Raw genomic sequence first — 24,738 nt, forward strand, 5'->3', positions numbered from 1 at the left:
GGAGGCGCGCCGCGTCGGCGTGGCGGTCGGCAGGCAGGAACAGCACCGAGAACGCGGCGACGCCGGCGGCGACGAGCAGGCCGAGGTAGCCGAGCCAGCGGACCATGCTCAGCGGCAGGGGTGCGTCCGTGTCCGCGTCCGTGCTGCTGGTCGGCACGTCCACCACGTCGCTGGGGGCGCCGACGGAGAAGCTCAGCGAGCCACCGATCGGGTGCCCGTCGGCAGACACCAGGCGCCAGACGACGACGAGCGTGCCCTCGCCCACCTCCTCGTCCAGGTGGACCACGAGCTCGGCGTCGCGCACCGACGCGGAGGAGGCCACGACGTCCCCAGTCGCGTCGAAGACCTGGATCCCGGCGGGGACGCCGATCACCGGCTCGTTGAAGGTGAAGGTCACCTCCTGGGGCGCGACGTCGAGGACCGCGCCCTCGGCGGGGTCGGTCGCGACGAGGGTCGCGTGGGCCGAGGCCGGAGCGGCCGAGCCCAGCAGCAGGAGGACGGACAGGCAGGCGAGCAGCACCCAGCCTGCGGCGCGCCGGCCCGCGGGGCGATCGGTCATGCGCGTCGGCGGCGCACGACGAGCACGGCACCGGCCGCGAGGCTGCCGGCGGCGAGCGCCCCGACGGCGCCGTAGGTCAAGAGGTGGTTGCCGCCGGGGACGGACGCGGCCGGCGAGGCGCCCGCCGACGTCACGACGACCACGGGCGCGGGCATGTCGAGCTCCTCCCGGCTGGCCGCGTCCTCGGCGACCTCGGTCCAGGCCGCCTCGCCCTGCTGGCAGCGCTGGACGACCGGGAACACGAGCTCGGCCCCCACCTCGTCGGGCAGCCGCACGGAGAAGGCCACCTCGTCGCGCAGCGCGTCGGGCAGCGGGGCGTCCGTGCGATAGGTGATGCCCTCCTCCGTCCGCTCGACGGCCCAGCGGTCGGTGCTCTGCGCCGCCACCTCGCTGACCGCGTCGGGCATCCGCACCGAGACCTCGGTCGTCGCCGAGCCCGCGCACCCGTGCGGCACGACGAGCCGTACGACGGCCGTGGCGCCGGCCGCGGTCGTGGACGGGGTGAGGGTCACGTGGGCGGAGGCCGGAGCCGCCAGGGCGAGCAGACCCACGGCCGCGAGACCGGGCAGCAGCGCACGCCGGAACGTGCGGGTGGGGATCATGGCTGGCTCCTGGACCGACGGGTGACCCCCCTCACACAACCAGCATGATGAACTGTTGTCAAGGATGTGAACTCCCAGTACCGTGATTCAGATCACCGAACCCAGGTCGCACGTGTGAACGGCGGCTCGAGAAGGAAGCAGGGAACATCCATGCCCAACATCACCGTCGAGCTGCTGCGAGGCCGCACCGTGGAGCAGCGTCGTGACTTCGCCCGTGCCGTCGCCGACAGCGCCGTGGAGATCCTCGGCGCCCGCCGCCAGGACGTCCGCATGGTCTTCACCGAGATCACGCCCGACATCGTGGCCAACGGCGGCGTCCTGGCCAGCGAGGACGAGAGCCGGGCCGGCGTGGTCGCCGCGCTGGCCGACTGATCAACGTCGACCGACCAGCGCCGGCTGACATCGCCGACCGGTCGACGCCGGCTTGACCGACACGCAGAGCGGGCCCGGAGGATTGCTCCTCCGGGCCCGCTCTGTGTCTGCGCCTACTTCTTGGCCTACTTCTTGCGGACCTTGATCCGCACCCGGTCGACGACCGGCTCAGCCAGCTCGCTGCCGAGGTAGGTCACGGTCAGCCGGAGCTTCTTCCCCGTGGCCTTGGGCAGCCGGACGACGACCTTGCCGTCCTCCAGCGTGCTGGTGAGCGTCTTACCGCCCTTGATCGCGACCGTCACCTGTCCGGTGACTGCCACGGCGTCGGCGGCCCGCAGGGTCACCGTCACCTTCGCGCGCTTGCCCTTGACCACCGAGTCCGGCGCCTTCACGGTGACCCGCGGGACGACCTTGTCGACAGCCACCTGCACCTGGGAGGACGACGCCTTGTGGGCAGTGTCCCCGAGGTAGCGCAGGGTGAGCCGGTGCGTGCCGGGCTGCAGGCTCTTGGCCGGCAGCGCAAGCGCGGCCTGCCCTGCGGCGAGGGTGCTCGTCGCCAGGACCGTGGTGCCGTCGAGCACCTCGACGGTGCCGGTGGCTGCCGCCGGGGAAACCCCGACCACGACCGTGCCGACCTTGCCGAAGGTGAACGGGGCCGAGGCGCCCGCCACCGCGGAGCTGAGCAGGCCGTCACCGGTGCCGCCACCACCGCCGGTGCCGCCCGCAGGCTTCACCGTGATGGTCACCGTGGCAGGGGCCGACGTGTCGGTCCCGTCGCTCACCTCGTAGGTGAACTGGTCCTTGCCCACGAAGCCCCGCTCGGGCGTGTAGGTGAAGGAGCCGTTGGCAGCCAGGGTGACCGTGCCGTTGACCGGCTGGCTCAGGCGCGTCGCGGTGAGCGTGCCACCGTCTGCGTCCGTGTCATTGCCGATCACGCCCGGTGCCGCCAGGGAGAGGGACTCCCCCGCCACCGTGCTGAACGCGTCGTCCACGGCGACCGGTGCCACGTTCGGCGGGACCACTGCCTCCTCCACGGTCAGGGTGACCGTGGTGGGCGCCGACGACGTGGTGCCGTCGTTGGCCCGGTAGGTGAAGGTGTCGGTGCCGAAGAAGTCCGTGTCGGGCAGGTAGACGAACGAACCGTCCTCCTCGAGCGTCACCACACCGTTGGCGGGCTGGGTGAGCCCGGTGGCGGTGAGGGTGTCGTCCTCGGCGTCCGTGTCGTTGTCCAGGACCCCGGGAGCGTCGACGGTGAGCGTCTCCCCCTCCGGCGTCGTGTAGGCGTCGGCGACACCGGTCGGTGCCGCGTTGCCCTCGTCCTCGAAGAGCTCGACGACGTCGGCGGCGCTGAGCTCGTAGCCGTAGATCCGGAAGTCGTCGACCTGCTCGGTCGGACGCGGGTCGGGGTAGCTGGTGTTGCCGATGAAGTTGGCGGTGGTGCCGCCGTCACCGATGTCTCCGATGTCGATCGGGATGTTGTCCCTGGTCGCACCGGACTGCAGCGCACCGTTGAAGTAGATCTTGCCGGTCGTGCCACCGCCGGTCGGCGACGGCCCCAGCGTCACGACCACGTGGGTCCACTGGTTGAGCGGCAGGTCGGTGTCACCCGGGAGCTGGATCCTCTGGTCCGGGCCGTTGTCCACGCGGAGCGTGGCCGCGAACCCGCGGTCCCCGTTGATCGTCGACGACTGCAGGAGCAGGTACTCCTGGGTCCCCTTGCCGATCTGGACGTGGGTGGTCCAGTTGGGCAGCGCGGTCGGGCGGATCCACGTGGAGATGGTGATCTCCTGGTCCATGCCGGCCGTGATGTTGTTGGGCAGGTTGACGTGTCCCGCACCGGGCAGGTTGACGCCTGCTCCGTACTTCGCGGTCGGCGTCCATCCGGCGTTGCCCTGGAGCGTGGCCGCGCCGATCGACGGGTCGGTGCCCGAGTTCGCCGCCGTCGTGCCGGATCCCTCGTCGAAGCGGTAGTGCACCGGCACGCCCTCACCGACCGGAGGACGGTCGACCGTGTGGGTCACGGTCGTGGCGGAGCTCCGCCAGCCCTCGGCGGCGATGAAGCGGACCTCGATGTCGTGCGTGCGGGGTGCCAGCGTGACCGGCGGGAAGGAGACCGCGCCGTCGACGACGTCGACCGCCGTGCCCTCGCGTGCTCCGTCGATCCACAGCTCGGCGACACCCGTCGGGTTCGCGTTGGCGGAGTCCTTGACCGTGGCCGACACCGTGAGGGGTGCCTCGAACTCCGAGGGCGACTCCGGGGAGACGGAGATCGTCGTGGTCGTGGCAAGCGCGCTGCCGTCGGCGTACATCGCTGCGACGTCGTCGCCGGTGAGCGACGAGGTGTAGAGACGTACGTCGTCCATCAGGCCGTCGAACGAGGGGTCCGGGAAGCCGTTGCGACCCAACCAGTTGTTGGTCGTGGGACCGATGTCGGTCATGGTGAGCGTCAGGTTGGTGCGCTGGGCGATCTGCACGCCGTTGAGGTAGAGCGTCCCGGTGGCACCGGCTCGCGTGAACACGATGTGGTTCCACTGGTTGGCCACGACGTCCTTCGTCGGCGTCGCGTAGATCCGCTCCTGGAGCGCGTTGCCCTTCTTCTTGAAGGTGGCAGCCAGACCGGTGTTGCCGGCGGCCTGCGTCTGCATCTGGATCTGGAAGAAGCTGCCCGTGTCGCCGAGGCCGTCACCGATGTGGAACAGGTTGATCCAGTTCGCCTTCGTGTCCGGGCGGACCCAGAACGACGTGGTGAAGTCGGCCTCGTTCTGGAGCAGGTTGTCGGGCAGGTCGACCGTGTTGGCGTTGGAGCCGCCGACGAGGTCGAGCGCCTTGCCGGAGATCCCGTTCGGGCTCCAGCCAGTGGTGCCGACGAGCGTGGCCTCACCGACCGTCGTGTCCGACCCGGTGTTGGCAGCGACCGTGCCGGTGCCCTCCTCGAACTGGTACTGGATCGGGACGTCGGCGACACCGAGCCCGGTTCCCACGACCACCAGGTCGTCGAGCACCACGCCCGCACCGGAACCGGTGCCGGAGATCGTCAGGTCCTGCTGCCGCGCGGTGGCGACGAAGGTCCCGACAAAGGTGTCGAAGGAGCTGTTGGAGGATTTCGCAGTCTCGGCCGACAACGTGGTGGAGAGGTTGGCGACCGAGAGCTCAGCCGTGCCCGGCGTGGTGCCGGAGGTGCGGCTGTCACGGGCGTAGCGCACCGACAGGCGGTACTCCTTGCCCACGTCGAGTCCCTTGAGCGTGCGGGTCAGGTCACCGGTCGTGCCCACGGCGAGGTGGTAGCCGGTCAGGCCCAACGCACCCATCCCGGCCGCGCTCGCGCGGATCAGCTGCACCTGGCCGTCGACGGCCCACGGCGACATCCGGCCGTTGCCGGCAGCCACCTGGACGCTCTCCGGGTAGGTGCCCGACTGCCACGTGGCGGGCAGGCGGGGGTACTCGAACTGGTCGACGACCTTGGGGGCCGGCGACTGCATCTTCACCGTGGGGTCGATCTGCACGATGTTGGCCACGGACGGAGTGCCGTTGCTCCACACGAACACCATGTACGCACCGGGCGGGGCGTAGTTGGCGTCCTGCGGGGACGTCACCGTGATCGAGCTGCCGTTCTGGGTGAAGGCCAGGTCCTGGAAGTTCTGGTCGTTGTTGAAGCCGTGCGTGACCGAGCCGTTGCGGACCAGGGTGACCCGGTCGACCGGGCTGGCCGACGTCACGCCGAGGTTGAACGTGCCGGTGTAGCCGATCTTCTTCGGGGCGTTGGCCACGACCGGACGCGTCGCCGGCTGGTTGCCGTCGAAGAGGTACGCCGGGGAGTAGTACTCCACGTCGGTGTAGTCGTGCGGGCCGGGAGCACCGCCGCCACCGATCATGATCCGGCCGTCGGGCAGGAGCAGGGCGATCGAGTGGTAGAGGCGCGCGTGCTCGTAGGGCACCTTGACCTCGGTCCACTGCGAGCCGCTCGGCGCGTCCGGGTTCCAGATCTCCGGGTTGGTGACGTAGCCGCCCTGACCGTTGTTGTCACTCGATCCACCGGTCACCAGGACCTTGCCGTCGGGCATGACGGTCGAGGTCGCCCAGTGGCGGCCGTACTTCATCGGGTCGGTCGCGGCGACCACCGGGTTGGCCGTGCCGCCGGAGATGTCGACGGTGAAGCCGGCGCGGGCGCCGGCGGGGCCGCCGCCGTTGGCCCACCAGCCGCCACCGACCTGCAGGATCTTGCCGGGGCGGTACATCGTCGCGGTGGACGTGGCGCCGACCGGGTTGCCGAGGTTGCCCTGGTTGCCCGTGCCGTTGCCCAGGGTCCCGCGCATCGTGACCGCGCCGTCACCGGACGGGTCGAGCTCGAACATCTGGGTGCCGGTGATGTTGAAGACGTTGCCGTTGGTCGGTGCCACGAAGGCGCGCGGGTACCACCACCGGTTCTCGTCGGGCTGGCCGTTCTGGCCGTCGCCGTACGCCGCCGAGCTGGTGGCGCCGTTGAGCAGCTTCCACGAGTTGCCCTGCGCGGGGTCGTAGACCTCGGGCGTGAGGACTCCGGGTCCACCGGGGCCGCCGCGGAGCGAACCACCCTGGACGACGATGGAGCCGTTGGGCAGCGTGGTGCCCGTCGGGTACCAGCGCGGGAAGTTCATCGGGGCCTCGTCCTTGAGGCCGGCGCTGGTGGAGTAGCTCGTGACGCCGATGGCGGCGTCGTTGGGCGCGTTGCCACCGAGGCTGTCGTCACCGCCGACGGTGAAGGTCGAGCGCCGGTGCGGCATCTGCACCTGCATCGAGCAGAAGAGGTCGGTGTAGGTCGCGTTGGGGATCACACCGGAGACCAGGTTGGCCACGGTGCGCACCACCTTCGGGTCCCAGACGTCGATCTCGGTCTGGCCGCCCTGCGTGACGCAGTCGTTGCCGCTGTAGTCGTAGCGCGTGTTGTCGGTGCAGCCCGAGCCGACCGAGCCGAAGGACTGGACCTTGCCGTCGGTGGTCAGGGCGGCGTTGATCGGCATCACCGGCCACGGCGTCACGTCGCCCCACGAGCCCTCGGCGTCCTTGGCCGGCGGGGAGCAGTCCGCGGCGAGCAGCCCTGCCGAGTAGGCCATGCCGTTGCGCAGCTGCGCACGGACGAAGTCGTCAGCCTGGTTGTCGTTTGCGTTGCCGCCGTCGTCGGCCGCGGTCCAGGCCGAGGGGTGGTGACCCAGCGAGGAGTACCACGAGCGACCCTGGTCGATCGTCTGGCACCACGTGACCGGGTGGGAGGTGCCTTCCTCGCCGATGCGGGCGCCGGCGGCGTAGGTGGACTCGTCCACCGACACCAGCGTGCGCACGTTCTGGGTCGGGTTGACGTCCCACTCGTACCACTCGTCGGTGTAGGCGAGCGGCGACTGGAGGCCGGCGGTGAGCGGGCTCGGAGCGCCGCTGACGCTGATGGTGCCGCGCTGGCCTCCCGCAGGCTCGGGGTGGCCGGTGGCGGCCGCGCCCACGAGGCGACGGTAGAAGGGGTTCACGTCGTGCTCGGTCTGGTCGGGGGACCAGGCCGCGTAGTGGATGCCGACGAAGCCGCCGCCACCACGGATGTAGGCCTCGAGCGCGGCGCGCTGCTCGGTGTTGAACAGCACGCCCGCGGTGTGGGCGAAGACGAGGAGGTCCTTGGTGGCCAGGTTCTCCGGGGTGAACGCAGCGGCGCTGGTCGTCTCCTGGATGTCGGCGACGGCCTGCGTCGCGTCGTCGGTGTTGTTGTCCAGTCCGTACTGGGCAGCGAGGGAGTTGGACTGCTCCCGGACGGCGGCTCGCGTGTTGGCCACCGAGCCGTGCACCTGGTCGCCGCTGGAGAACAGCAGGACGCGCAGCACGTCGTCGTCTGCGGCGGCCGCGGCCGCGGGGGCGGAGGCGGCCCGGACGGTGGGGCCGGCCGCCTGGGCGGTGCCGGCGAGTGGGAGTGCGACGGCCATCGCCGCCGTCATGGCCACGAGGTGGGCGGAGGCGCGGCGCAGGCGCCGGACCTTGTGCCGATGGGCGGATCTGCGGAGCACGTTCATCTTGTTCCCTTGGCTCGACTGAGAGGAGCTCGGCGGCGGCGGGTGCGGTCAGCGCTCACGAGACGCCTGACCGTATGACGGGCATCACAACAGAGTCAAGAACTCTGTCCATAATTGTGAACGACGATCTAAAACTGTTCATGTACATGAAAACAGGCCTGGGTGGCCGATCCCCCGCACGGGGCCGACCACCCAGACCTGGCTCTGGGTGCCGCTGACGCGTCGTGGCGATCAGGTCAGCGGCGGACGCGCGCGCTGCCTCCACCGGCGAGCGCGCGCACCTCCTCGCGGGTCGCCATCGAGGTGTCGCCCGGGGTCGTCATCGCCAGCGCCCCGTGGGCGGCGCCGAGCTCGAGGCACTGCTGCAGCGGCTCGCCCTCGAGCAGGCCGTAGACCAGCCCGGACGCGAAGCCGTCTCCCCCGCCGACCCGGTCGAAGATGCCGAGGTGGTCGCGGGGCTTCGACGCGAGCACGCCGGTCTCCGGCGACCACGCGATCGCCTGCCAGTCGTTGTCGCTGGCCGAGTGGACCGTGCGCAGGGTCGTCGCGATCACCTTGAACCACGGCATCTTCTCCGCGACCGTGCCGACCATCGCCTCGAAGCTGTCCATCGGGAGGGCGCTGAGGTGCTCGTCGACGTGGGCGACCTCGAAGCCGAGGGCGGCGGTGAAGTCCTCCTCGTTGCCGATCATCACGTCGACGTGGCCGGCGAGCCGGGTGTTGACGTCGCGGGCGAACTCGGTGCCGCCGATCCCGGCCCAGAGGCTGGGACGGTAGTTGAGGTCGAAGGACACGACCGTCCCGTGCTTCTGGGCGGCCGCCATGGCCTCCTCGGCGACGGCGGCGGCGTGCTCCGACAGGGCGGCGTAGATGCCGCCGGTGTGGAGCCAGCGCACCCCGCGGCGGCCGAAGAGGTCGTCCCAGTCCACCGTCCCGGGACGCATCTGTGCGATGGCGGTGTTGGCCCGGTCGGAGACCCCGACCGCACCGCGTACGCCGTAGCCGCGCTCGGTGAAGTTGAGGCCGTTGCGCACGCTGCGCCCGATGCCGTCGTACGACTCCCACCGGATCAGCGAGGTGTCGACGCCTCCCTGCATGACGAGGTTCTCGACCAGGTGGCCGATCTCGTTGTCGGCGAGGGCGGTGACGACGCCGGCCCTCAGGCCGAAGACCTTGCGCATGCCGCGGGCGACGTTGTACTCACCGCCGCCCTCCCACGCCTCGAAGCGTCGCGCGGTGCGGATGCGGCCCTCCCCCGGGTCGAGGCGCAGCATCACCTCCCCCAGCGCGACGATGTCGAGCTCGCACTCGGCGGCCGGACGGGTCTCGATCATGCGGGTGCTCCTTCGCGACGGGGGGCGGACAGTGCGGACGTGGCGGCGCACCGGGCGGCCACCTCGTCCCACCGGCCTGCGGCCAGCAGGTCGGCGGCCACCATCCAGCTGCCGCCGACGGCGGCGACGGACGGGTGGGCCAGATAGGCCGGAGCGCTCTCGACGGTGATCCCGCCGGTGGGCATGAAGCGCACCTGCGGGAAGGCCGCGGCCAGCGCCTTGATCGTCGGCAGTCCCCCGTTGGCCTCGGCCGGGAAGAACTTCACGGTGTCGAGGCCCAGGTCGAGCGCCTGCATGATCTCGCTGGGGGTGCTGATGCCCGGGATGACCGGCACGTTGGCCTCCTGGCAGCGCCGTACGACGACCGCGCTGAGGCCGGGCGACACGACGAACCTGGCGCCCGCGTCGAGCGCCTCGTCGACCTGGCGCGCGGTCAGGACGGTGCCGGCGCCGACGACGAGGTCGTGGCGCGCGGCGAGACGGCGCAGCACGGCCGCGGCCTCCGGGGTCCGGAAGGTCGCCTCGGCCACGGGCAGCCCACCCTCGACGAGGGCGGCGCCCAGCGCGTCAGCCTTGCGGGGGTCGTCCAGGACGACGACCGGCACGACCCGGTGGTCGCCGAGGACGTCCGTGGCGCTCGGCCGGGGGCCCAGGGGCGCGATCACCGGAGCTCGGCGATCACGGTCTTGAGCTCGGTGTAGTCGTCGAGGCCGAACGACCCGAGCTCGCGGCCCCACCCGGACTGCTTGAAGCCACCGCGCGGCAGCGTGACGTCGTCGGCGTGCCAGGTGTTCAGCCAGACCGTGCCGGCCCGCAGCTTGCTGCCGACGCGGTGGGCGGTGCTGAGGTCACGCGACCAGACACCGGCGGCGAGGCCGTAGACGGTGTTGTTGGCGGCGGCGACGACCTCGTCCTCGGTGTCGAACGGGATCGCGGTGATGACCGGGCCGAAGATCTCGTCGGTCTGGACGGCCATCTGCTCGGTGACGCCGGTGATGAGCGTCGGGGCGAAGAAGTAGCCGTTGTCTGCGGCCGGGTCGGCGCTGCCCGCCGCGAGCGTGGCGCCGTCGGCGACCGCGCCCCGGACGTAGCCCATGACCTTCTCGTGCTGCTCCTGCGAGACCAGCGGACCCATCGTGGTCGCCGGGTCGAAGGCGTCGCCGACCCGGATCGCCTTCGCGGCCTTGGCCACGCCCTCGACCACCTGGTCGAAGACCTCGCGCTGGACGTAGAGGCGGGAGCCGTTGACGCAGCACTGGCCCTCGTTGAAGAAGCCGGCCAGGGCGGCGCCCGCGATCGCGGCGTCGAGGTCGGCGTCCGCGAAGATGATGTTGGGGGCCTTGCCACCGAGCTCGAGCGAGACCTTCTTGAGGTTCTTCGAGGCGCCGGCCGCGATCTTCTTGCCGACCTCGGTGCTGCCGGTGAAGGCGACCTTGTCGACGTCCGGGTGGTCGACCAGCGCTGCGCCCGCGTCGCCGAACCCGGACAGCACGTTGACGACGCCCGCGGGCAGGCCCGCGTCGAGGAGCAGCTGGCCCAGGCGCAGCGCGGTGAGCGGGGTCTGCTCGGCCGGCTTGAGGATGACGGTGTTGCCGGCGGTGATGGCGGGGACGATCTTGAAGGCGGCCATGGTGAGCGGGAAGTTCCACGGCACGATGCCGGCCACGACGCCGAGGGGCTCGCGCCGCGTGTAGGCGTGGAACTCGCGCCCGGGCACCGACATCGGGATGGTCGTGCCCTCCATCTTGGTGGCCCAGCCGGCGAAGTAGCGGAACAGCTCGGCGGCCACGCCCACGTCGCCGCGGGCGGACGCGAGGCTCTTGCCGTTGTCGAGCGACTCGAGCTGGGCGAAATCCTCGGCCTGCTCGTCGATCAGGTCGCCGATGCGCCACAGCAGGTGCGAGCGCTCGCGCGGGGTGAACTTCGACCACGGCGAGCCGCCCTCGAAGGCGTTGCGGGCCGCCACGACGGCGCGGTCGACGTCGACGGCGGAGGCGCGCGCGACCTGGACCAGGACCTCCTCGGTGGCGGGGTTGACCGTGTCGAAGGTCGCGCCGTCCTTGGCGTCGACCCACTCGCCGTCGATCAGCAGCTGCAGGGGCTTGGACAAGAACTCGGAGACGGCGGGCAGGAGCTGGGGGTTCTCGGACATGGGAAACCTCTTCGTGAATGCGGGTTCGGGGTCTGTCGTGCAGGAGTCGGGGGTGGCCGGGCAGCTACTTGATGATCAGCACCTTCGATCGGTCGAGCGTGAGCGCGACGGCGGCGACGATGATGGCGCCGTAGAGGATCTGCTCCCACGCCGACGGGACGCCGACGATGGGGAGCCCGACGCGCAGCAGCGTGACCACGAGCGCGCCGGTCAGGCTGCGCCACAGGGAGCCGTGGCCGCCGGTGATCGCCGTGCCGCCGACCACGATGGCCGCCACGGCCGGCAGCAGCAGGTTGTCGGCCATGGTCGGGCTGCCGCTGAAGTTGCGCGAGACCAGCATGACCGCGGCCAGGCCGGCGCAGGCACCGGAGATGGTGAAGGCGGCCACCTTGACGAGGTCGACGGGCGCGCCCGCCAGCCGGGCGGCCGACTCGGAGTAGCCGGTGGCCCGGACGAAGCTCTCGAGCGGCGTGAGCTTGAGGACCAGCGAGATCGCGGCCACCACGATCACGGCGATGAAGAACGACATCGGGACCACGCCACCGACATAGAGGGTGAGCCACTTGGTGGCGTCGCGGTCGACGATGCGGATCGGGCCGGCGTCGGAGATGACCAGCGCGACGGCCGAGAAGATGCTCATCCCGCCGAGCGTGACGATGAAGGACGGGATCCTCAGCAGCACGTGGGCGATGCCCTGCACCGCACCGATCGCGGCGGCGATGCCGATCGCGGCGAGGGTGGTGAGCCCACCGAGGTCGGGCAGCCACATCGCGAAGAGGACGGTCGTCAGCGAGCACAGCGCGGCGATCGAGAGGTCGATCCCTCCGCACAGCACCACGAGCGTGGCGCCCGCGGCGAGCACGGCCAGCGGTGCCGACGTACGCACGGCCGCGGTGAGGCTGCGCTGCGTCAGGAAGTCGGGGTCGGCGATCGTCAGGGCGGCCAGCAGGCCGACGAGGGCGATGAGCGGCATGAACGACGTGAGTCGCTGGCCGACGGTGGGACCGCCCTTCACCGGCGCGGTGTCGGCTGCTGGGCCGGAGTCCGGGCTCGAGTCCGGGGTGGCGATGACGGGGGTGGTCATACCATTTCCTTCACGAGGTCGAGGGGTGTCGGCTTGGCGCCGGAGGGGCACCCGACCTCCGCGGTCGCCCGGCCGTCGCTCATCACGATGATCCGGTCGGACATGCCGATGGCCTCCTCGAGGCTGTCGGCGAGCAGCACGGTCGCGACGCCGCTGTTGGCGAGCTCGCGCATCAGCCGGTAGACCTCCGAGCGGGCACCGATGTCGAGGCCGCGGGTCGGGTGGTCGAGGAGCAGGAGGCGTACGTCGCCGGCGACCAGCCAGCGCGCCAGCACGACCTTCTGCTGGTTGCCGCCCGAGAGCCGCTGGATCGCGGTGCCGCGGTGCGGCGTGCGGATCGAGAGCCGCTCGATCCACGTGTCGACCAGCGTGGCCTGCTTCTGCGGCACCACCAGGGGGCCGGAGCAGCGGGACTTCTGCTTGGTGAGGGTCATGTTGTCGGCGACCGACATCGGCCCGACCATGCCTTCGATCTTGCGCTCGGCCGGGACGTAGCCGACGCCGGCCGCGCAGGCCGCGCGGGTGCCGGACAGGTCGAGCTCCTGACCGTCGAGGGTGACCTCGCCGGCCTCGATCGGCTCGGCGCCGAACAGCGCCCGGCACACGTCCTCGCGGCCGGAGCCGTGGACGCCGACGATGCCGACGATCTCCCCCGCGTGGACGTCGAGGTCCACGTCGCGGAAGGTCTTGCCGGAGAGGCCACGCACGACCAGGCGGGGCTCCAGCGGCAGGTCGGACCGCACGGCGGTGGTGTCGTGGTAGTGGTCGTCGGAGCCGGTGGACCCGATCATCATCCGGTGCAGCTCGGCCGGGGCCGCGCCCGCGGTGGGCACCTCGCCCACCGACCGGCCGCCGCGCAGCACGAGCACGCGGTCGCACACGTCGAGCACCTCGTCGAGGCGGTGCGAGACGAAGATGACCGACGCGAACTCGCGGAGCCGTCGCACCTGCGTGAAGAGGGTCTCGATCTCCTTCGACTCCAGCACCGAGGTGGGCTCGTCGAGGATGATGACGGGCGGGTGGGAGGTGCGCTCCTCGATCCGCAGGACCTTGGCGATCTCCACCATCTGCCGCTCGGCGAAGGTCAGCGTGTCGGTGCGCGCCAGCGGGTCGATGTGGGACCCGATCTTGTCGAGCTGCTCCTGGGCGAGCGCGCGCATCGTGTCCCAGCGGTAGATGCCGCGACGTACGCCGCGCCCCTCGCTGCCGAGCACGATGTTCTCGGCCGCGGTGAGGTTGGGGACGAGCGACTGCTCCTGGAAGACCATGCCGATGCCGTGGTCGGCGGCCTCGACGACGCTGCGCAGCCGCACCTTCTCGCCGCGCACCCAGATCTCCCCGGCGTCGGGACGGACCAGGCCGACCAGCGCCTTGAGGAGGGTGGACTTTCCGGCACCGTTCTCGCCGGCGAGGCCGAGGACCTCGTTCTGGTGGACGACCAGGTCGACGCCGTCGAGCGCCTTGACGCCCGGGTAGTGCTTGACCAGGCCCCGCACCTCGAGGGCGTGGACCGGCGCCGGCGCCTGCGCACCGGTCTCCGTCTGGAGGTGGGTCGTCACTTGGTCACCTGGTTCCTACGACGCTGGGGAAGGACGGCGGCAGCCACGGCCGCCACGACGATGAGGCCCTGGACGCCGCCCTGCCAGTAGGGGCTCACGCCGACCTGGACGAGTCCGTTGGTCAGCACGGTGACCAGCAGGACGCCGACGGCGGAGTGGAGGATGCCCCCGCGACCGCCGGTGAGCAGGGTGCCGCCGACGACGGCGGCGGTGATGGCCGCGAAGTCGTAGCCCTTGCCCGCCTGCACGAGGCCGGCGCTGAGCTGGCTGGTGACCATGACGCCGGCGAGGCCGTAGAACGCCCCGGCCAGGGTGAAGACCGCGACCTTGTAGGGGGCGACCTTGACCCCCGAGAGGGACAGCACCTCCTCGGCACCGCCGATCGCGAAGGCGTAGCGGCCCAGCCGGGAGTAGCGCTGGATGAGCCAGCCGAGGAGCACGCAGGCGAGCGCGATCCAGGTCAGGTGGGCGAGGCCGAGGAATCGGCTGACCGCCCAGCTGTGGAGCATCTCGTCGGAGATGTTGGGCTGCACACCCGAGAACATCAGGGTCGCCACGCCGAGCCCGATGGCGGAGACGCCGAGCGTGGTCATGAAGGACGGGACCTTCAAGGTGACCAGTGCGAACCCGCTCAGACAGCCGAGCGCGGCCCCGATGAGGACAGCGAGCAGGACCCCGAGAAGTCCCCAGTCGTTGCTGTTGCGGTTGTTGGCGACCAGGAGGGCCACCGCGATCGCGGAGGCCCCCATGACGCCCGGGGCGGAGAGGTCGATCGACCCCATCATCAGCACGAAGCTGATGCCGCAGGTCACGACGGCGAGGACCGCCGCCGCGTCCATGATGTTCTGCACGTTGCCGACCGTGCGGAAGTCAGAGCTCAGCACCGCGAAGATGCCGAAGATGACCACGAGTGCGATCGGGGGACCTGCGTCCCGGAGCGACACCCCCCGCCGAGGCTGGGGGCGTGGCGGGAGCACGACCTCTGTGTCGGCGCCGGCGGGGGATGTCATGGTCACGAAATCGCGCCCTGCGAGCGGCTGAAGACGTTGTCGCACTCGAAGTCGGCGGCGTCGACCTCCGGGGAGGTGAAGTCGCCGACGTTGTCGCTGGTGATCAGGAACTGCTCGGCGAACCAGGCGCGGTCCTCGTCGGCGATGTCCTCGGCGGCGAGCTCACCGGTGGCCACGCAGTAGCCGATGGCGAGGCCGATGCCACCCTGCCACGGGCCGTCGCTCGAGACGGTCGCGGTCATGGTGCCGTCCTCGATGGCGGTCAGTGCGTCCGGGACGGCGTCGATGCCGACCACGGCCACGTCCGTGCGACCGGCCTGCTCGAGCGCTGCGAGCGCGCCGAGCGCCATGTCGTCGTTGGCGGCCCAGATGCCCTTGAGCTCGTCACCGTGCTTGGTGAGGAGCGTCTTGGTGACCGCGAGGGCCTCGTCACGGGAGAAGTTGGCGGTCTGGTCGTCGAGCAGCTCGACGTCCGGGTTGGCGGCCAGCGACTCCTCGAGACCGGCGAAGCGGTCCTTGGCGGCGCCGGTGTCCAGGATGCCCTGCAGGGCGACGATCCCGCCCGAGCCACCGATGGCCTCGGCGAGCGCGTCACCGATCTGCTTGCCCGACTCGACACCGTTGTAGGTGATGTGGCTCAGCCACTGGTCGTAGTCGGCGACGTTGAGGTCGGCCGGCTTGTTCCACTGGGTGACGAGGTAGGCGCCGGCCTCCTGCGCACCCTCGACGATCGGCGGGGTGTCGGAGTCGCCGTTGGGCAGGATGTTCATGACGAGGCACTCGGTGTCGCCGGCGAGCAGCTGGCTGATCTGCTCCTGCTGGCGCGTCGAGTCACCGTCGTAGGTGAGCCGGTCCTGGGTGAGGCCGACCTGCTCGGCGAACGCGTCGCCACCGTCGAGCCACGCGGCCTCGTAGGGGTTGGACTCGTTGCGCACCTGGCCCACCAGGACGACGTCCTCGGGGGCGCAGGCACCGGCCTCGGAGCCGCTGGCGCTGCCCCCGCCTGCCTCTTCGCTGCAGCCCGCGAGAGCGGCTGCCGCCAGGGTCAGGCCGAGCACGACTGCGGTCGGACGAGAGGTGAACTTCATGGTCGATCCTCATTCTCTTCAAGTGCCGGTGACCGGCGGGTGGGACTGACTGGGTCAGGTACTGCCCCGAGGAGTGGGTGCTGTTCTTATCCGGTGGTGCGTGTGCGGTTCTGGGTGTGGTCAGCGGGCCATCCAGCCGCCGTCGACGACCAGGACGTGGCCGTTGACGTAGTCGGCTGCGGACGAGCTCAAGAAGACGGCGGCCCCGGCGATGTCGTCGGCGGAGCCCCACCGACCGGCGGGGATCCGCTCGAGGATCGAGCGGGACCGGTCGGGGTCCTCCCGGAGCGCTGTGGTGTTGTCGGTGGAGATGTAGCCCGGCGCGATCGCGTTGACCTGGACGCCGTGGGGACCCCACTCGTTGGCGAGTGCCTTGGTCACGCCGGCGACGCCGTGCTTGCTGGCGGCGTACGACACCACCCGCACGCCGCCCTGGAAGGACAGGAGGCTGGCGATGCTGACGATCTTGCCGTGGCCGCGCTCGACCATGGGTCGGCCGAGCTGCTGGCAGAGGAAGAACATGCCGTGGAGGTTGACGTCGAGCACCCGGTGCCAGGCGTCGCGGCCCACCGCGACGGAGTCCTCGCGGTCGATGATGCCGGCGTTGTTGACGACGATGTCGACCTGGCGCGAGCCGGTGAGCTCGGCGCCGACACGCTCGACGGCGTCGAGGTCGCTCACGTCGAGGTCCACGACGTCGACGGTGCCGCCGAGGTCGCGCACGGCGTCGCGGGTGGCGTCCTGGGCCCCCGGCCGGCCGAGCAGGACGACGTCGGCGCCGGCCCGTGCGAGACCGAGGGCGACCGCGCGGCCGATCCCTCGACCGGCACCGGTCACCACCGCGCACCTGCCCTGCAGGTCGAAGGGCGAGGTCACAGGTCCTCCACCGCCACGGGGGTCAGGTCGGTGTAGCAGTTGTTCTCGCCGGCCATCGCCCAGATGAACGCGTACGAGCCGGTGCCGGCGCCGGCATGGATGGACCACGGCGGCGAGATGACGGCCTCGCGGTTGCGCATGACAAGGTGGCGGGTGGAGCCGGGTTGTCCCATGAAGTGGAAGACGCGGTCCTCCTCGTCCAGGTCGACGTAGCAGTAGATCTCGGTGCGACGCGCGTGCAGGTGCGGCGGGAAGGTGTTCCACACCGAGCCGTTGGAGATCACCGTGACGCCGAACTGCAGGACCGAGGTTCGCAGGTCCTGGCCCCAGGCGTAGCGGAACAGGTGGCGCTCGTTGGCGGAGTCCGCCGAGCCGAGGGCCACGGGCTCCACCTCGGAGTGGGTGAGCTGCTGCGCGGGGTAGGTCGCGTGGGCGCCAGCGGAGACGAAGTAGAAGGCGGCGTCGGCGCCGGCGAAGGAGACCTCGCTGCCCCGGCCGACGAACAGGCCGTCGAGGTGCTCGAGCTCGAACTTCTCGCCGTCCACCAGGACGTGGCCGGCACCGCCGACGTTGATGATGCCGAGCTCGCGGGCCTCGAGGTGGGTCTCGGTGCCGAGCACCTCGGTCCAGGCGGGCAGGTCGAGCTGGCCGGTGCTGGGAACGGCGCCACCGATGACCATGCGGTCCTCGTGGGTGTAGGTGCCGTGCACCTCACCGGCGACGAAGAGGTCCTGGACCAGGAAGGTGTCGCGCAGGGCGGCCGTGGTGGCAGTCTCCGCACTGGTCGGAGCTGTCGAATATCGGACCTGGATCACGCGGTACCCCTCGGTGTCATGAACTGTGTTCGTCTATGTGAACTGAGTTCGACCCTATACGTGACCGCCATCACTGGTCAAGGGGGCGAAACTGGTCCATGTATGCGAACCCGCGCTACGCTTCCCTCAGCGAGACGGGGGTCTCGTTCCTCACCAGGAGACCGGAGACGCCAATGCAGGTTCAGACAGAGATCCAGAAGGACATCAGCGCCAGCGGGACGGCCGGACCGGTCAAGTCCGCTGCCCGGGCACTCGACCTGCTCGACGAGATCGCGGCCAACGGGCCCGGCACCCAGCTCCAGCTCTCCCAGCGACTGAGCATCCCCAAGAGCAGCCTGCACGCGCTGCTGCGCACGATGGTGGACCGCGGCTGGCTGCAGACCGACCCGACCGGAAGCGTCTACCAGCTCGGCATCCACTCGCTCGTGGTGAGCTCGGCCTACCTCGACGGCGACCCGGTCCTGGCACGCGCGGCATCGGTGCTCGACGAGGTCGCGGGTGCGACCGGTGAGACCGTCCACCTCGGCCGCCTCGACGGCGCCGACGTGATCTACACGGGCAAGCGCGAGTCGATCCACCCGCTGCGCATGCACTCCGCCGTCGGCCGCCGGCTGCCGGCGTACGCCACGTCGCTGGGGCGCGCCCTCCTTGCCGAGATGCCGGCCGAGGCGCGCCGCGACATGGTGCCGGAGTCGATCGCGGCGATCACCCCCAACACCACCACCGACAAGGACGCGGTGCTCGAGATCATCGACCGCGCGGCCTACCAGGGCTATGCGACCGAGAGCGAGGAGTCCTGCATGGGCGTGCGCTGCTTCGGGGTCGCGCTCCCCTTCAGCCACCACGCCGTCGACGCCCTCAGCGTCGCCGTGCCGATCAGCCGGCTCGACAACGGTCGCGAGGACCTCATCATCGAGACGCTGCTCAGCGTCAGGGCACGGCTCGCGGCCGTGCACGGCAACAGCCTGGTGCGCTGACCCTCACGCCGTCGCGAGCCGCTCCGTGACCGCCCGCAGGGGCGGCCAGCTGTCGCGCCCACGCCGCGTGACGGCGAAGGCGCGCAGCACCACGCCGGGGTCGCGCAGCCGCATCACGCTGACCCCGCGACGTGAGGCCCTCCCCCGCGGCAGCAGCCCCACTCCCCTGCCGGCGACGACCAGGTCGTCGACGAGCTCCAGCGCATCGATCCGGTGCACGACCCGCGGCAGGAAGCCGGCGCGCGAGGCGAGGGTGCGCAGCGCGTCCTCGTCGGCGGTGTTGCGCGAGTTGACGATCCAGTCGCGGTCGGCGAGGTCGGCGAGGGCCAGGTGGCGGTCGCGGGTCGGCACGCCGACGCCCCACTCGACCTCCCACAGCGGGGTCACCTGGTGGTCGTCGCGCCAGTCCGCGGGCGCCAGGTCGTAGTCGTAGACGAGCGCGAGGTCGACCTCGTCGCGCGCGAGCAGGTCGAAGGCCTCCAGCGGCTCGTGCTCGAGGATGCGCACCTCGACCCCCGGGTGCGTGGTGCGCAGGTCGTCGATCACCGGCAGCAGCGTGCGTCGCACGGCCGAGGCGAAGCCGGCCACCCGCAGCACGCCGACCGGCTCTGCCGACGGGTCGAGGTCGAGGCGTGCGGACTCCACCGCGGCCAGGATGGTGACCGCGTGGTCGGCGAGCCGGCGACCCGCGGGCGTCAACCGGACCCGGCGGCCGTCCCGCTCCAGGAGGGGGCTGCCGACGTCGCGCGCGAGCGCCGCGATCCCCTGCGAGACGCTGGAGGTGGTGGTGCCGAGCGCGTCCGCGACCTCGTGCATCGAGCCGAGGCGGGAGAGCTCGAGCAGCATCCGGAGGCGACGTACGTCCATGCGCCCATTGTGTGGAGCTTGCGAATGGTCTGTCCAGCAAAGTCACGTGGACGCGAACGATGCTCATGACCTTCACTGGGGACATGAGCCGCTCCCCCGCCCGCACCGGCGCCTCGATGGCCGTCGCCTCCATGCTCTGCGTCCAGCTCGGCCTCGCGGCCTCCGTCGGCCTGATCGACGACATCGGCGCCTCGGGCGCCGCCTGGCTCCGGCTGTTCTGGGCCGGCATCCTGCTCCTGGTCATCGTCCGGCCGCGGCTGCGCGACTACAGCCGCGAGGCCTTGTGGGCCGGTACGGCGCTCGGCGTCGCCACCGGCGGCGTCACCCTGCTCTTCATGGCCGCCGTCGCCCGGCTGCCGCTCGGCACGGCGAGTGCCCTGGAGTTCCTCGGCCCCCTGAGCATCGCGGTGGTGCGCAGCCGCGGGACCGGGCGGGCCTGGGCGCTCCTCGCGGCCGTCGGCGTCGTGTGCCTCACCCAGCCGTGGACCGGCGGCGCCGACCCGGTCGGTGTGGCCTTCGCCCTCGCCGCGGCCGTGTGCTGGGCGGCGTACATCCTGCTGACGCAGCGCGTCGGTGACGCGGTGAGCGGGCTCGGGGGCCTCGCGATCTCCATGCCCGTCGCCGCCCTGGTCGCGAGCGTCGTCGCGGGGCCTGACGTCATCGGCCGGTTGACGCCCGAGCTGCTGCTGGTCGGCCTCGGCCTGGCCGTCCTGCTCCCCGTCGTCCCGTTCGCGCTCGAGCTGCTCGCGCTGCGCCGGCTCACCACCGGTGCCTTCGGGACGCTGATGGCGCTGGAGCCGGCCTTCGCGCTCATCATCGGGTTCGTCGCGCTCAGCCAGGTGCCCAACGGCCTGGCCGTCGGCGGCATCGCCCTCGTGGTGGCGTCCGGCATCGGCGCCGAGCGGAGCGGGGCGCGGGCCGAGGTCGACGCCCCCGCCGAGATCGAGCGACTGCCGGTCTAGGGGCCGGCCACCACCACCCACCGGGAAGACTGGCCGCCATGACACGCGGAGAGCTCATCGACATCACCACCCCGGACGGCGTGGCGGAGGCCTACCTGACGACGCCGACGACCCAGAGCGACCCGGTGCCCGGCGTGCTCTTCTTCATGGACGCCATCGGGCTGCGTCCGCGCATCGAGGAGATGGCCGACCGCATCGCCGACTGGGGCTACGTCGTGCTCGCGCCCAACGTCTTCCACCGGCACGGCACGGTCGCCGACATCGCCCCGACCACCGACCTGCGGCTGCCCGGCGAGCGGGAGAAGTTCTTCCCCACGGTGATGCCGCTCGTCGCCGGACACACCGCGGACGAGGCGGCCCGCGACCTGCCCGCCTACGTCGCCGCGCTCGCTGACCACCCGGGCGTCGACCCGCGCACCCTGGGCGTGACGGGCTACTGCATGGGCGCCCGCCTGGCCCTGAGGGCAGCGGGCCAGCTCCCCGACCTCGTCGCCGCGGTCGGCATGTTCCACGGCGGGGGCATCGTCACCGATGCGGACGACAGCCCCCACCTGGTCGTCCCACGCGTGCGCGCCGAGGTCGTCGCCGGGTTCGCCGACAACGACGGGTCCATGCCGCCCGAGGCCGTCGCCGCGTTCGACGCCGCCCTCGACCGGGCCGGCGTCACCGCGTCCACCGCCGTCTATCCCGGGGCGCCCCACGGCTACACGATGTCGGACACGTCGATGTACGACGAGGCCGCGGCCGAGCGGCACTTCACCGAGCTGCACGACCTGTTGGCCCGCACCCTTCGCTGATCCGCCGGAGGCGCCCCTCGGCAGCGCGTGGCAGGCCGGCGACGATGTCTCCCGCCCCTGCGGCCGGGGGCACGGTGCGCGCTGGCTACGCCATCATCCAGTCGAGGACGTCCTGGATCTGGGCGTCCCACAGGCCCCACTCGTGCACTCCCGGCCGGAAGTCGGTCGTGACGTCGAGGCCCCGCGCACGCGCCTCCTCGACGAACCGCTCGTTCGCCGGCATCAACCGGTCCTCCTCGGTGCCGCAGCCGACGTAGAGCCGGGGGGCCGTGGCCGGGTCCACCGTCGCGAGCAGCCCGAACAGGTCGTCACCCGGGGCGAAGTCACCGCCGAAGACACGCTCCACGATCTCGGTGCGGTCGAGCCGCGTGGCGAGCTGCCGGATGTCGACGACCCCCGAGAGCGAGGCCACGCCGGCGTAGCGCTCGGGGAAGGTGACTGCATGCTTCAGCGCCCCGTAGCCGCCCATCGACAGTCCGGCCACGAACGTGTCGGCGGGGTCGTGCGACACGTTGAGGAATCGGCCGACGACCTGTGGGAGCTCCTCGGAGACGAAGTCCCAGTAGGCGTGGCCGCGCGCCTCGTTGGCGTAGAAGGAGCGGTCCACCGCCGGCATCACGACCGCCAGCCCGCGCGCCGTGGCATACCGCTCGATGGAGGTGTAGCGCACCCACGCGGTGTGGTCGTCGGAGAGGCCGTGCAGCAGGTAGAGCACCCGGGGCGGACCCTGCACCACCGCACCGCTGACGCCGATCTGCTCCTCCGTGGGCTGCGGGAGCACCACGGTCATCGACGTGCCTCGTTGCAGGGCCTCGGAGAAGAAGTCGCAGGTGAGCAGTGCCATCGGGCCACTGTAGGGAACGAATCATGATCGCCCCCACCCACTGCGCCTGCTGGAGGCGGCCGGTCGGACGTGCCACGACCCCGGGCGACGACGCGGTTGCGTCGCCGACCGGGGTCGAGGGACTCACGAGGTGGTGAAGCGGGACTCCTTCGACGTGCGCAGCGTGTTGCCGGCGAGGTCCTTGGCGGACTTCTTCACGACGACGGCGTACGTCGAGTGGTCGTCGAGCGCCTTCTTCGGGTCGATGACCAGGAGGTTCTTGCCCGCCTTGAAGCGGAGCTTGGCCTTGACCTTCTTGCCGGTCTCGGTGTTGACGAGCTTGACCGAGCGCTTGAGCGATGCGGGATCCATCGCCTCGTTGAACTTCACCTGGGGCGAGACGGAGGTCTTGACGCCGGTGTCGTTCTTCTTGGGCTTGATCTTGCCGACCTTCGGGGCGACGGTGTCGACCACGACGGTGACGGTGGCGGGCGCCGAGATGTTGCCCGAGGCGTCGGTCGCGGTGGCGGAGAAGGTGCGGGTGCCTTCGGCGACGTCGCCGAAGGTGACGCTCCAGGTGCCGTCCTCGGCGACGGTGTTGCGGCCGTGGGTGCCCTCGGTGACCCTGACCAGCGAGCCGGCCGGGGCGGTGCCGGTGACCGTCACGGTCCCGTCGGCGTCACGCGATCCGTTGGTCGGCGAGGTGATGACGGGCGCGCCGGTCTGGTCGGCGGTGGTGATCTGCAGCGCCCAGCCGCCGGAGATGGCGCCCTCGTTGCAGCAGTACTCCTGCTCGACGTACAGCTTCCAGGCGCCGTTGGGGTCCGCGCCGTCGAAGGTGGAGAGCGCCGAGCTCAGGTTCTTGGTGTCCAGGCCGCCGACGAACTCGCTCGTGTCGCCGTCGTCGTGGTTCACGGGCTGGTAGCTGCCGCTGACAGGGATGCGGCCCCGGCGCATCGGCTCCGCGGCCTCGTCGTCGAGGGTCAGGGTGAGGTTCTCGATCGTGTCGTAGCCGCCGGCGTCGCTCAGGACGTGGGCACGGCGACCGTCGGGACTCTCGAGCACGAGCTCGGTGTCACCGAGGTAGTCCAGGTCGAGGTCGTTGAGCACCAGGTTGACGTCGGTCACGCTCTTCGGCAGACCGCTCACCGCGACCGTGGACGGGCTGGGGGCGGCGGACTGGGTGTAGTCGACCGAGATGTCCCAGCTGTGGATGGTGCCAACCGCACCGGTGGTGTCGTCCCTGGTGTAGAGCTGCCAGGCCCCGCTCACGGCCGAGCCGTAGAGGCCGTCGAAGCTGTCCGGAGCCGAGGCCGGGACGGGAGCCGGGAAGGCGTCGGAGTCGCCTGCCGTCGTGTCCCAGTCGGTGGGGGCGGAGTAGTAGTAGGCCAGGTCTTCGTCCGGGCTGGCCGAACCCCACGCGTAGAAGTACAGCGAGCTGTCGTACGGGTTGTCCCCGCCGGCGTCGCTCAACAGCGTCACGGCCTTGCCGGACGGGCTCACCAGCACGAGGTCGAGGTCGTCCATGCGCTCGTGGGTGAGGCTCATCCCAACGCTGACTTCCTGGACGCGTGCGTTGGCGGGTGCCTCCAGGTCGATCGTCGACGGGTATACCGAGCCGGCCCCCTCGCCGAGCTCGATGGCGGTGTCGTTGTAGCCGGAGACGTCGTCGTCGTCCGCAGCATCGATCGCGATGGGACTCGGGTTGGTGAAGGAGCCGGTCGCTGCCGACACGGGCGCCATCACGGCCATGCCCGCGAGGAGGCCGGTGATCGCCACGGCCGGGAGGACCGCTCGGCGAAGGGGACTCTGGGTCATCTGATTCCTAGTCGAGTTGTGGGGACCGCCCTGCGCGGACCCCTGCCCCGGACCGTAGGGGCGCCTTCCTCACCGCGGGGACAGAACGCCGACACCTGCGCGGGTCGCCGAGTACTTGTCTAGACCGGCGGACCGGGGAAGTACAAATTTCACCTATCCCGGTCTGCCGGACGCACCGGCTGTGCTAGCCCGCTCGGCTGACAGGTTCATGTCAGCCGGCTGATCGGCGCAAGGCCCGGGCGAGGTTCAGTTCTCGTCCAGGTCGTCTTCGAGGCCAGGCACCTCCATCCGCTGTTCCGCGACGTCGGCCTCGTCGGCCTCCCATGGGGGCTCGTCCGGCTCGACATCCAGCTCTTCGTCGTCGGGGGAAGGCTCCACGTCCTCGTGCTGCTCAGCGACGTCGGCCGGGTCGGCCTCCGGTGAGCCCGGGTCGGTGTTCATGCACTCTGTCGTACTCCGGCCGCCCGACCCAGGCAACCCTCCGCGTTGGGTCGCACGCGATGTGCCCGGTCGCGCTGAACCGGGGGCGGTTCGCGTGACTACCTGATTCACGGGATGCACGCCCCCCGGTACCGGACAAGCATGCTTCGAGAAGGTGTGCCTCATCCCGAGACCGAGAAGGGATCCTCCTGATGGCCCTGCGAGATGCATTCTCCCGATTCCTACGAGGCAAGACTGAGTCACGGCCCAGCACTGGTGACGAGAGCGACAACAGCCGGGCGACGGCGCTGGACAACGTCGCCGACGACATCGACGCGGGCGACGACGCGGAGCTCGTCGTCCTCGTCGAACGTCTGCAGGGTTACTACGTGCCGGAGACGGACGAGTTCGTGCCCACCGCCGCTGCGATCGAGATCATCGAGGGTTTCGAGGGCGACGATGCCAAGGAGCTGGTGCGAACACTCGGGGACGCCGCGCCGGCGAGCGAGGGGCAGGGCAGCAGTCAGGGGTGGCCAGGCGACGTGACCAGGTCGGCGCGCGCGTACTGGTCGGGGCCCGAGGGCGGAGCTCTGAGCG

20 protein-coding genes are annotated in these 24,738 nt (G+C 71.0%); 4 read left to right on the forward strand and 16 right to left on the reverse strand.

Going from position 1 to position 24,738, the window contains the following annotated elements:
* The coding region (locus JWN97_RS19670; RefSeq protein WP_297626998.1) for a copper resistance protein CopC at positions 1-559 on the reverse strand (559 nt) is incomplete at its 3' end.
* Positions 556-1,161 (reverse strand): YcnI family protein, encoded by a 606-nt coding sequence (locus JWN97_RS19675; protein WP_297627001.1) that lies wholly within the window; start codon positions 1,159-1,161, stop codon positions 556-558. The genes JWN97_RS19670 and JWN97_RS19675, both read right to left, overlap by 4 nt.
* Before the next feature lie 150 nt (positions 1,162-1,311).
* Here JWN97_RS19675 and JWN97_RS19680 point away from each other — a divergent pair, with 150 nt between their 5' ends.
* Positions 1,312-1,533 carry a tautomerase family protein gene (locus JWN97_RS19680; protein ID WP_297627004.1) on the forward strand — a complete coding sequence of 74 codons (222 nt, stop codon included), beginning with the start codon at positions 1,312-1,314 and terminating at the stop codon, positions 1,531-1,533.
* Between the two features lie 125 nt (positions 1,534-1,658).
* Here the strand turns inward: JWN97_RS19680 and JWN97_RS19685 are convergent, their stop codons facing one another.
* The 10 genes from JWN97_RS19685 to kduI form a co-directional block, all read right to left on the reverse strand.
* Positions 1,659-7,559: a LamG-like jellyroll fold domain-containing protein gene (locus tag JWN97_RS19685; RefSeq protein ID WP_297627007.1), complete on the reverse strand. Its 5,901-nt coding sequence runs from the start codon at positions 7,557-7,559 to the stop codon at positions 1,659-1,661.
* A 236-nt stretch (positions 7,560-7,795) separates the two neighbouring features.
* Complete coding sequence (locus JWN97_RS19690) at positions 7,796-8,893, reverse strand: sugar kinase (RefSeq protein WP_297627010.1); 1,098 nt, start codon at positions 8,891-8,893, stop codon at positions 7,796-7,798.
* A complete protein-coding gene (gene eda / locus JWN97_RS19695; RefSeq protein WP_297627013.1) occupies positions 8,890-9,558 on the reverse strand; it encodes a bifunctional 4-hydroxy-2-oxoglutarate aldolase/2-dehydro-3-deoxy-phosphogluconate aldolase in 669 nt (222 codons plus the stop codon). The genes JWN97_RS19690 and eda overlap by 4 nt, the downstream gene beginning before the upstream one ends.
* Entirely contained in the window at positions 9,555-11,045 is a 1,491-nt protein-coding gene (locus JWN97_RS19700; protein ID WP_297627016.1) for an aldehyde dehydrogenase family protein, read from the reverse strand. Before JWN97_RS19700 ends, eda begins: the two co-directional genes overlap by 4 nt.
* A gap of 64 nt (positions 11,046-11,109) precedes the next feature.
* Positions 11,110-12,129 carry an ABC transporter permease gene (locus tag JWN97_RS19705; RefSeq protein ID WP_297627020.1) on the reverse strand — a complete coding sequence of 340 codons (1,020 nt, stop codon included), beginning with the start codon at positions 12,127-12,129 and terminating at the stop codon, positions 11,110-11,112.
* A complete protein-coding gene (locus tag JWN97_RS19710) occupies positions 12,126-13,688 on the reverse strand; it encodes a sugar ABC transporter ATP-binding protein (protein WP_297627023.1) in 1,563 nt (520 codons plus the stop codon). Before JWN97_RS19710 ends, JWN97_RS19705 begins: the two co-directional genes overlap by 4 nt.
* The gene (locus tag JWN97_RS19715) at positions 13,685-14,632 is read right to left on the reverse strand and encodes an ABC transporter permease (protein WP_297627026.1); all 948 of its coding nucleotides are present in this window, start codon (positions 14,630-14,632) and stop codon (positions 13,685-13,687) included. The genes JWN97_RS19710 and JWN97_RS19715 overlap by 4 nt, the downstream gene beginning before the upstream one ends.
* A gap of 68 nt (positions 14,633-14,700) precedes the next feature.
* The gene (locus JWN97_RS19720; RefSeq protein WP_297627029.1) at positions 14,701-15,786 is read right to left on the reverse strand and encodes a sugar ABC transporter substrate-binding protein; all 1,086 of its coding nucleotides are present in this window, start codon (positions 15,784-15,786) and stop codon (positions 14,701-14,703) included.
* Positions 15,787-15,906: 120 nt separating this feature from the next.
* Positions 15,907-16,662, reverse strand: a complete 756-nt coding sequence (locus JWN97_RS19725) for an SDR family oxidoreductase (RefSeq protein WP_297627032.1) — start codon at positions 16,660-16,662, stop codon at positions 15,907-15,909.
* Positions 16,659-17,477 (reverse strand): 5-dehydro-4-deoxy-D-glucuronate isomerase, encoded by an 819-nt coding sequence (kduI, locus tag JWN97_RS19730; protein WP_297627034.1) that lies wholly within the window; start codon positions 17,475-17,477, stop codon positions 16,659-16,661. Before kduI ends, JWN97_RS19725 begins: the two co-directional genes overlap by 4 nt.
* Positions 17,478-17,650: 173 nt before the next feature.
* Between kduI and JWN97_RS19735 the strand changes: the two genes are divergently transcribed.
* Positions 17,651-18,454, forward strand: a complete 804-nt coding sequence (locus JWN97_RS19735) for an IclR family transcriptional regulator (protein WP_297627037.1) — start codon at positions 17,651-17,653, stop codon at positions 18,452-18,454.
* Positions 18,455-18,457: 3 nt separating this feature from the next.
* Here the strand turns inward: JWN97_RS19735 and JWN97_RS19740 are convergent, their stop codons facing one another.
* Positions 18,458-19,321: a LysR substrate-binding domain-containing protein gene (locus JWN97_RS19740; protein ID WP_297627040.1), complete on the reverse strand. Its 864-nt coding sequence runs from the start codon at positions 19,319-19,321 to the stop codon at positions 18,458-18,460.
* 83 nt (positions 19,322-19,404) lie between these two features.
* Between JWN97_RS19740 and JWN97_RS19745 the strand changes: the two genes are divergently transcribed.
* Positions 19,405-20,283: an EamA family transporter gene (locus JWN97_RS19745; RefSeq protein WP_297627043.1), complete on the forward strand. Its 879-nt coding sequence runs from the start codon at positions 19,405-19,407 to the stop codon at positions 20,281-20,283.
* A 38-nt stretch (positions 20,284-20,321) separates the two neighbouring features.
* Positions 20,322-21,080, forward strand: a complete 759-nt coding sequence (locus JWN97_RS19750; protein ID WP_297627046.1) for a dienelactone hydrolase family protein — start codon at positions 20,322-20,324, stop codon at positions 21,078-21,080.
* A gap of 85 nt (positions 21,081-21,165) precedes the next feature.
* Here JWN97_RS19750 and JWN97_RS19755 read toward each other — a convergent pair whose 3' ends face one another.
* From JWN97_RS19755 to JWN97_RS19765, 3 genes are all read right to left on the reverse strand, one after another.
* Complete coding sequence (locus JWN97_RS19755) at positions 21,166-21,924, reverse strand: alpha/beta hydrolase family protein (RefSeq protein WP_297627049.1); 759 nt, start codon at positions 21,922-21,924, stop codon at positions 21,166-21,168.
* Positions 21,925-22,047: 123 nt separating this feature from the next.
* Positions 22,048-23,721 (reverse strand): Ig-like domain-containing protein, encoded by a 1,674-nt coding sequence (locus tag JWN97_RS19760; RefSeq protein WP_297627052.1) that lies wholly within the window; start codon positions 23,719-23,721, stop codon positions 22,048-22,050.
* A gap of 246 nt (positions 23,722-23,967) precedes the next feature.
* Positions 23,968-24,162, reverse strand: coding sequence for a hypothetical protein (locus JWN97_RS19765; protein ID WP_297627055.1), 195 nt, complete (start codon positions 24,160-24,162; stop codon positions 23,968-23,970).
* Positions 24,163-24,738: the final 576 nt, after the last annotated feature.

This window comes from Nocardioides sp. (assembly GCF_025965415.1).
In the GTDB taxonomy this organism is placed as follows: domain Bacteria; phylum Actinomycetota; class Actinomycetes; order Propionibacteriales; family Nocardioidaceae; genus Nocardioides.